General features: G+C 33.5%; 8 protein-coding genes. All 8 read left to right on the forward strand.

The window, feature by feature from the left end:
• Positions 1-197: 197 nt before the first annotated feature.
• Positions 198-419 carry a hypothetical protein gene (locus tag DFR66_RS13805; protein WP_146841210.1) on the forward strand — a complete coding sequence of 74 codons (222 nt, stop codon included), beginning with the start codon at positions 198-200 and terminating at the stop codon, positions 417-419.
• A gap of 5 nt (positions 420-424) precedes the next feature.
• Complete coding sequence (locus DFR66_RS13595) at positions 425-2,029, forward strand: hypothetical protein (RefSeq protein ID WP_146841212.1); 1,605 nt, start codon at positions 425-427, stop codon at positions 2,027-2,029.
• 11 nt (positions 2,030-2,040) lie between these two features.
• Positions 2,041-2,388: a hypothetical protein gene (locus DFR66_RS13600; RefSeq protein WP_114755364.1), complete on the forward strand. Its 348-nt coding sequence runs from the start codon at positions 2,041-2,043 to the stop codon at positions 2,386-2,388.
• A 21-nt stretch (positions 2,389-2,409) separates the two neighbouring features.
• Positions 2,410-4,908 carry an Hsp70 family protein gene (locus tag DFR66_RS13605; protein WP_114755365.1) on the forward strand — a complete coding sequence of 833 codons (2,499 nt, stop codon included), beginning with the start codon at positions 2,410-2,412 and terminating at the stop codon, positions 4,906-4,908.
• Entirely contained in the window at positions 4,905-5,363 is a 459-nt protein-coding gene (locus tag DFR66_RS13610) for a TerB family tellurite resistance protein (RefSeq protein WP_114755366.1), read from the forward strand. Before DFR66_RS13605 ends, DFR66_RS13610 begins: the two co-directional genes overlap by 4 nt.
• On the forward strand, positions 5,356-5,655 hold the full coding sequence (locus DFR66_RS13615) for a DUF6804 family protein (RefSeq protein WP_114755369.1): 300 nt from the start codon (positions 5,356-5,358) through the stop codon (positions 5,653-5,655). The genes DFR66_RS13610 and DFR66_RS13615 overlap by 8 nt, the downstream gene beginning before the upstream one ends.
• A 160-nt stretch (positions 5,656-5,815) precedes the next feature.
• Positions 5,816-6,004 (forward strand): hypothetical protein, encoded by a 189-nt coding sequence (locus DFR66_RS13620; protein ID WP_146841214.1) that lies wholly within the window; start codon positions 5,816-5,818, stop codon positions 6,002-6,004.
• A gap of 10 nt (positions 6,005-6,014) precedes the next feature.
• Complete coding sequence (locus DFR66_RS13625; RefSeq protein WP_114755368.1) at positions 6,015-6,755, forward strand: hypothetical protein; 741 nt, start codon at positions 6,015-6,017, stop codon at positions 6,753-6,755.
• The last annotated feature ends 225 nt before the right edge of the window (positions 6,756-6,980 follow it).

Consider the following 6,980-nt stretch of genomic DNA (forward strand, 5'->3'; position numbering starts at 1 on the left):
TTATAGTGTCTTCTAAACTTGAAAAACGCAGTTGTTGACGGGAAATACCTGTGATGTGTTGCATGATTAAAAATACGAAAAATCTTCTTTTTATTCTAGTATTTTGTTATATTTGAAAATAATACAGCGGAGGTTTTTTCACAGACTGACGTTACCTGCAAGCCTAAAGAACAAACCGAGTAAAAATGAACAACAGAATGAAACAGAAAATAAGGACAGAAAAAGTGAACATTCGGACAGCCGACCCAAAAGCCAACGCTTCTGTATTTTTATTTTTACCCAACGCACATTTTTTAAAAACAATTTTAGCCAGCCGCACAAATGGCACATTTGGTTTTGCCCGTCACACAAGCCAACCCTTCGCAAAACCAAAAGAGCCATTTTTTGCCAACGCACCAATAGTAACCGAAAGAAGATAATAGCTATGAATTTTATAAACCCTATAGAAATACTTGAATTGGCAAATACCGACATAGCGGTTATTGATAATTCAATAGTAAAAAAAGCAAAAAGAAAACTTTTTGCCGACATTGACCTTTCGGACAATGGACACCTTGATTATAAAGGTTTATCTCTCACTAAAACCGATTGCGAAAAGGTTATTGATGAATTAGAAAACACAAATGCTTTAGAGTTCTATTCACACCTTGTTTCTAATAAGTTATTAAATGAATTTCTAGTAAACGGTAATGAAAGACTTTTTGAATCTTTCAAACAGGAAAGCATTTATAAACTACCTGAATTTGTAAAATTTATTAGTCCTTACTTCTCTCCAAAGTTTGACAGAGCAATTTTAAAAGCTTTTACAGACGAAGACGAGGAAAGGCTTCGGAATATTTTAAGAACACAAGTTTTAATTAACACAGTAGACTTAAACTTAGCTTTCAAAGGCCTTAGTATTGAAATTCAAAATCGGCTACAAAAAGTTGACGCAATTACTAAAGATATCAAGAATGAGGAATCTGATTATTCAGATGAAGAGATTGATGAAGTTATTGATTTGGTAAAGGATTTATTTCCTAAAGAATTGCTTAATCAATTGCCACCATATTTTCAAAGTCAAATAAATAAAATTGCAGCGTCAATCAACTTTCTACAACTAGCAATATGGAATGAATTTAACACCACCTTTGTTTCGCTCCAGTTGTTAGATTACCTTCTCGAATTAAACATTGAAAGTGTAAGCAAACCAACTTTTCAAAAGAATTATGACATTGTAAAGAGAAAACACGAAGAAAGATTAGAACAAGAAAAAAATGCTCCAACATTAAAAAAATGGGCAACAATACTTCTCACAATACAAACTCAAATTAAAAGTGTAGAAAGTAAATCCGTTCAAGCTACCGATGCTTTTGAAAAAGTGAAACAATTAATTTCATTGACAGAACTTAATGCTCTCCCGTCATTTGCAAATGAAATTAGAACACAAATTGGATATTCAATAAGAAGTCTATCTATTTCCTGCTGGAACAAACAAAACGATATAAAATCATCTTTGTCTTTAATCAATTTTGCTTTACAAATCAATGTAAGTGATGAAGCAAAAATCAAATTCAAACAAGATAAAAATGAACTTGAAGAATTAGAAAAGAAATACAAAGGTGTATTGGTCTGTCATTTTTGCGATAAGAATCCGCCTGATGATAACAGTGGTATTTCACAAACAATTTATAAAGAAACATACAGAAGTTACATCCCGAGAAGAGTGCAGTTTTCATATACAGATGTTACAATACCAAGATGTAAAAGCTGCAAAGAAATACATTCAAAAGGAAGTGAGAAATACTATTTGATTTTCTTTGCAATATTGATATTAGGTGTAATTATCGGTGCTATGACTGAAGGAGAACACTTTATTATTGGGGGTATTATTGGTGCAGTTATTGGCTGGGTAGTTGGAAAAGCAGTAGAGGGTAACCAAGTTAGCAATAGTGGAATAAAAGACGCATCAGAATCAACATTATCTAAACATCCTTTGCTTATCGACAGAATTAGGGAAGGTTGGACATTTTCTAAACCAAGTGCTTAAAATAAAAAAATATGAACGAACAAATAAAAGTGCCAAAAATTTACATTGACTTGTTAGACCAAGTTTTTGAAATTGAAAAAAAGGTGGAAAGCCTAACAGAATCAAACTCTATAAGCCGAAATGTAAGTAGGTTAAAAGAAATATTTGAACAGCTTGAATCAGACGGAGGTTTAGTATATCACAATCCAATTGGGGAAGCATACAACGAAACTCGAACCGATATAGAAGCAAGTATTGCTGGAAGCTCTGCTGACAACCTAATTATTACAGAAGTAATAAAACCTATTGTTAGGTATCGCAAGGGTGGTATTACACTTATTGCCCGAAAAGGTATTGTTGTAGCTGAATCAAAATCTTAAATCTTTAAAATCATTTAAAAAATGGAAAATACAATCAATTTCGGAATAGACCTTGGAACAACAAATTCGGCTATCGCCAAATTTGTTAAAGGTGAAGTTATCGTTTTCAATAATCCCTTGGATTATGGTAGAGCCACTCTGCCATCTGTAGTTTGCTATCAGAAAGACAAAATTATTGTTGGTAGTCAAGCAAAAGTGATGTTTGGAAAACAAAAAAAGGATGCTTTTACACAGGCATTTTTTAAACGAAAGATGGGAACATCAGAAAGTTTTCAAATCAAATCACAAAATCGCTCCATAACACCTATTGAACTTTCTGCACAGGTGCTGAAAGAATTAAAAACTTTCGTAAACACAGGTGATAATTTGGATTCAGTTGTAATCACTATTCCTGCTTCTTTTGACCTAATCCAATCAAATGCTACGAAAGAAGCAGGTTATCAAGCAGGTTTCAAGCAGGTTGTTTTATTACAGGAACCAATTGCTGCAAGTTTAGCCTACGCAAATATGAAAAAATCAAAAGAACTGACAGATGGACAATGGTTAGTTTATGATTTTGGTGGCGGAACTTTTGATGTGGCTTTAATCAGAATTAAGGATGGTGAAATGAAAGTAATTGACCACGAAGGAAATAACTTCTTAGGTGGTGCTGACATTGACCAAATGATAGTTGACAAACTTGTGATTCCTAAAATTAATGCAGAATTTTCGTTTGAGAATTTAGAGGACGAAATGAAAAGTGCATCAGGTAAATACAATTCTAAATACTACGTTCTTTTAAGCAGAGCCGAAGAAGCTAAAATTAGATTGTCGGCTGTTACATCGGCTGAAATTGTAGTAGATGGTTTTGAGGATGAAGAAGGTAATGAAGTAGATTTTGAAATAACCATAACACGTTCAGAATTTAACGACCTAATTAAATCTTCTGTTGATGGAACAATTGAAATGATAAAAACCATATTGACTAGAAACTCACTTGGTTCAAAGGATATTCAATTTACTTTAATGGTTGGTGGCTCAACTTATATTCCCTATGTAAGACAAAGAGTTGAAGAGATATTACAAATACCTGCTAATTGTGAAATTGACCCTACGACAGCCGTTGCGGTTGGCGCTGCTTACTATGCTGCAACTAAACAAAAGGAGATTTCAAAATCAGATAAGCAGCAGAAAAAATCTGCAATTTCAATCAAGGCAAGTTATAATAAAGCATCAAAAGAAAAAGATGAATTGTTTGCGGCTCGGGTAACAGGTGAAACCGAAAACTTATTTTATAAAATTGTAAGACAGGATGGTGGATTTGATTCTGGTTTAAAGAAATTAAGTGAAAGAATAAGCGAGGATTTACCACTGGTAGAAAATGCCTATAATTTTTTCACATTAACTGTTTATGACGGTCTAAATAACGTTGTAGAAACAGATGTAGAGCCAATCGGGATTAATAGTGGCTTTGGTATAAGTGGTCAACCATTGCCGGAAGATATTTGCTTAGAAGTTGATGATTATGATAATCCAGGCCATACACGTCTAGCACTAATCTTTCAACGCAACACAATTTTACCTACCAAACGAACTTTAACATTCCCCATTAATAAAACAATCATAAAAGGCAGTGAAGATGAGGTAATACGTGTAAAAGTATTACAGGGCTCACATTTAGCATTACCCGAAGCAAATAAAGGGCTGGGCTTTGTTTTAATTACTGGTAAAAATTTGAAGAGAGATGTTTCAAAAGGCTCTGATATTGAAATCACAATTTCCCTTTCTGAATCACAAGACTTGACGGTTGCAGCATATTTAAATATGGCTGACCAAGAGTTTAAAGAAACATTTAATCCAAAAGAAAGACACACCCCAATTGATTTATTAAAGGAACAGGTTGAAGACCTTACAGAAAAATTGGAAGAAGAAATTGAACAAGCTACGGAAAAAGAAGATTACGAAACAGCAAGTGCATTATCCAAATTGAAAAAAGAAATGGAAATTGTAGCTGAGGAAACTGAGAAATTAAATGATGATGATGTTACTGATGATAAATATAAACTCGAAAATAGGAAACGAAAAATTGCCCAAGAGATTGACTCTGCAACAAAACACAAGCGTATTCAAAAAGTAAGAGAGCACTATTTTGAAACAAAGGAAGAGTGCTTAAAACTTATTGATGAAAACGGTAATGACCACGAAAGGAAAACATTTAATGATATAGTTTCTCAAGAGGAAGCATTTATGTCAACGAATAGCCCAATTAAGATTCAAGAGAAATCTGACGAATTGCAAAGCATTATTGGACAAATTAAGTGGCGCACACCTGATTTTTTAACAGGCATATTCAATTGGTTAAAAGGTGAACAAACAAAAATGAATGACCAAACACAAGCGAAAAGTCTAGTTGACGCAGGCAAATTTGCAGTGGAAAGCCAAAATTGGGACAGATTGAGAGAAATTAATTTTGGATTGCTTGATTTATTGCCAAGAGGAGCTAAAGAACAAATAACAACTAAAATTGGATTCGGACTATGAAAACAGAAGCATTTCAAGATTTACTGCTTAAATCAGCAGTTTCAGTTATTGCCTGTGATGGCAACATAGACGAAACGGAAATTTCAGAAATCAGAAATATGGCTGAGAATGAAATTTATTTTATGGGATATGACTTTGAAGAACCACTAGCGTACAATCTAAAATATCTCAAAGAAAAAGGTGCATCTGCAATCAATGAATATTTAAAGGAAGTTTCAAATGCCAATCTAAACAACAATCAAGAATTGTTATTGATTGAAGTTCTAATCAGAGCTATAGAATCAGATGGTAAAGTTGAACCAAACGAAATTAAATTTCTACATATGGTTAAATCTAAGTTAAAAACAAGTGAAGAAACGATTATTACAAAGTTTCCAAAACAAATGAATTACTTAATTGACTTTCACAATTACGGTCTACACGAAGAATTTACAGATGAACTTAAGTTTGAATAATACTATTAAAACTGGTCTTATAATTCTGTTCTTTCTCTGTTTGGCGGATATGCCTTACGGATTTTATCAGTTTGTAAGATTCGCAGGACTAATTGGATTTGCAATTTTAGCTTATCAGGCAAACCAACAAGGCAGACAGACAGAAATGATAATTTACGGTGGACTTGCTTTGCTATTTCAACCGTTTTTCAAAATCGCACTTGGCAGAGAGATATGGAACATAGTTGACGTAATTGTAGGAATAGGACTTGTAATATCAATATTTATGAAACCAAAGGAAAGCCCACGCTAAAAGCAAGCACATTTGCAATTCGCACAAGCCAACGCACAGACCAAAAATTGCAAAAGAGCTTGCTTTGCCAACGCAGACAAAAATTGTTTTTAAAAAATTCCCCAACGCTTCAATAAAAATAAAAATACACCGTCACACAGACCAACAAACACAGCAGACAATGACACGGAAACTCAAGATTAACAATACATACAGCGACACGGTGGACAGAAGGCCAGCAGGTAACAGCACCTATAAGAAATTGGCGGTTCAGTGGTTAAATGAAGTTCAGTTTTTCAATCAAACTTTCGTGCAGGTTGACAGTTTTGTGCTTCGAAATCGCCAACTTCTTATAGCTGCGAAACGTTAGCGGAAATTTTATGACCGACACAGAAAAAATAGTAACCAAGACAAAAGAGTATATTCTGAATCTTTATTCGGAAGGTTATAGTACGCACCAAAATATGGTGAACGGACTAAAAAATGGCATTGACTATTTTGTTGGACGTAAAATCGGGTTTGAAACAATTAAAGATGAAATATTGACAACTTGCTTGACAGAGTTTAATGAACGAACCAAAGTTTTTGACAAAGTTGGACATTTGAAAATGGTCGACAGAATTAAAAACGACTTTATAAAGTTTGTAACCGAACTAAATGTAAATAAACTTTCAGAAGTTAAACCCATTTCGTTTGAAAGAAGATTAAAAGTGGAAGAATCTAAAACAATTGAAAACAGATTAAAAGTAAATTTTGATTTTGGTTCTTGGAAAGATGAAAACTTTTATTGGGAACCACTTTGTAAAACTCAAAACATAATTAATTCAATTCATTTTGAAGACAACGTATTCAAAAATCAAGAAGTTCAGAAAATAGTTGAAATATTAAAATCAATTTCAGGCGACAGAATATTTCTACTGACAGAAGAAAATATAAACTACGAAGTTGAGACTTCATCGTTTGACATTGATTGGATTGAATCCGCATATTGTGACTTTAAAACAAGTTGGTTAATTTATGTTTCCCACGAAGGGACAATAACATTTGCAGGTGAAGAACTTGTTACAGGAATTGAAAACGAATTGACAGAATTAATTAAACAAAAAAATCCGTGGAATTAAAAACTTCCGCTAACAGCCGTTTCACGCAATTGCGAATTTTGTGATAAGTTCACGTTTGCGTTTCGCAAGAAATATTATCTTAGTGGAAAATAATCTGTTCCGAACTTCGCAACTGCGTGAAGCGGCGGAACGTCAGGCTGTGAAAAAACCCCGTTTTCATTTCTTTTTTACCTTATAGAACTGCTATAAACTGGTTCTAGGCTAAGCTAATTTTTGAGGTTCTTT

The sequence above is a fragment of the Flavobacterium glaciei genome, from assembly GCF_003350545.1.
Lineage (GTDB): Bacteria > Bacteroidota > Bacteroidia > Flavobacteriales > Flavobacteriaceae > Flavobacterium > Flavobacterium glaciei.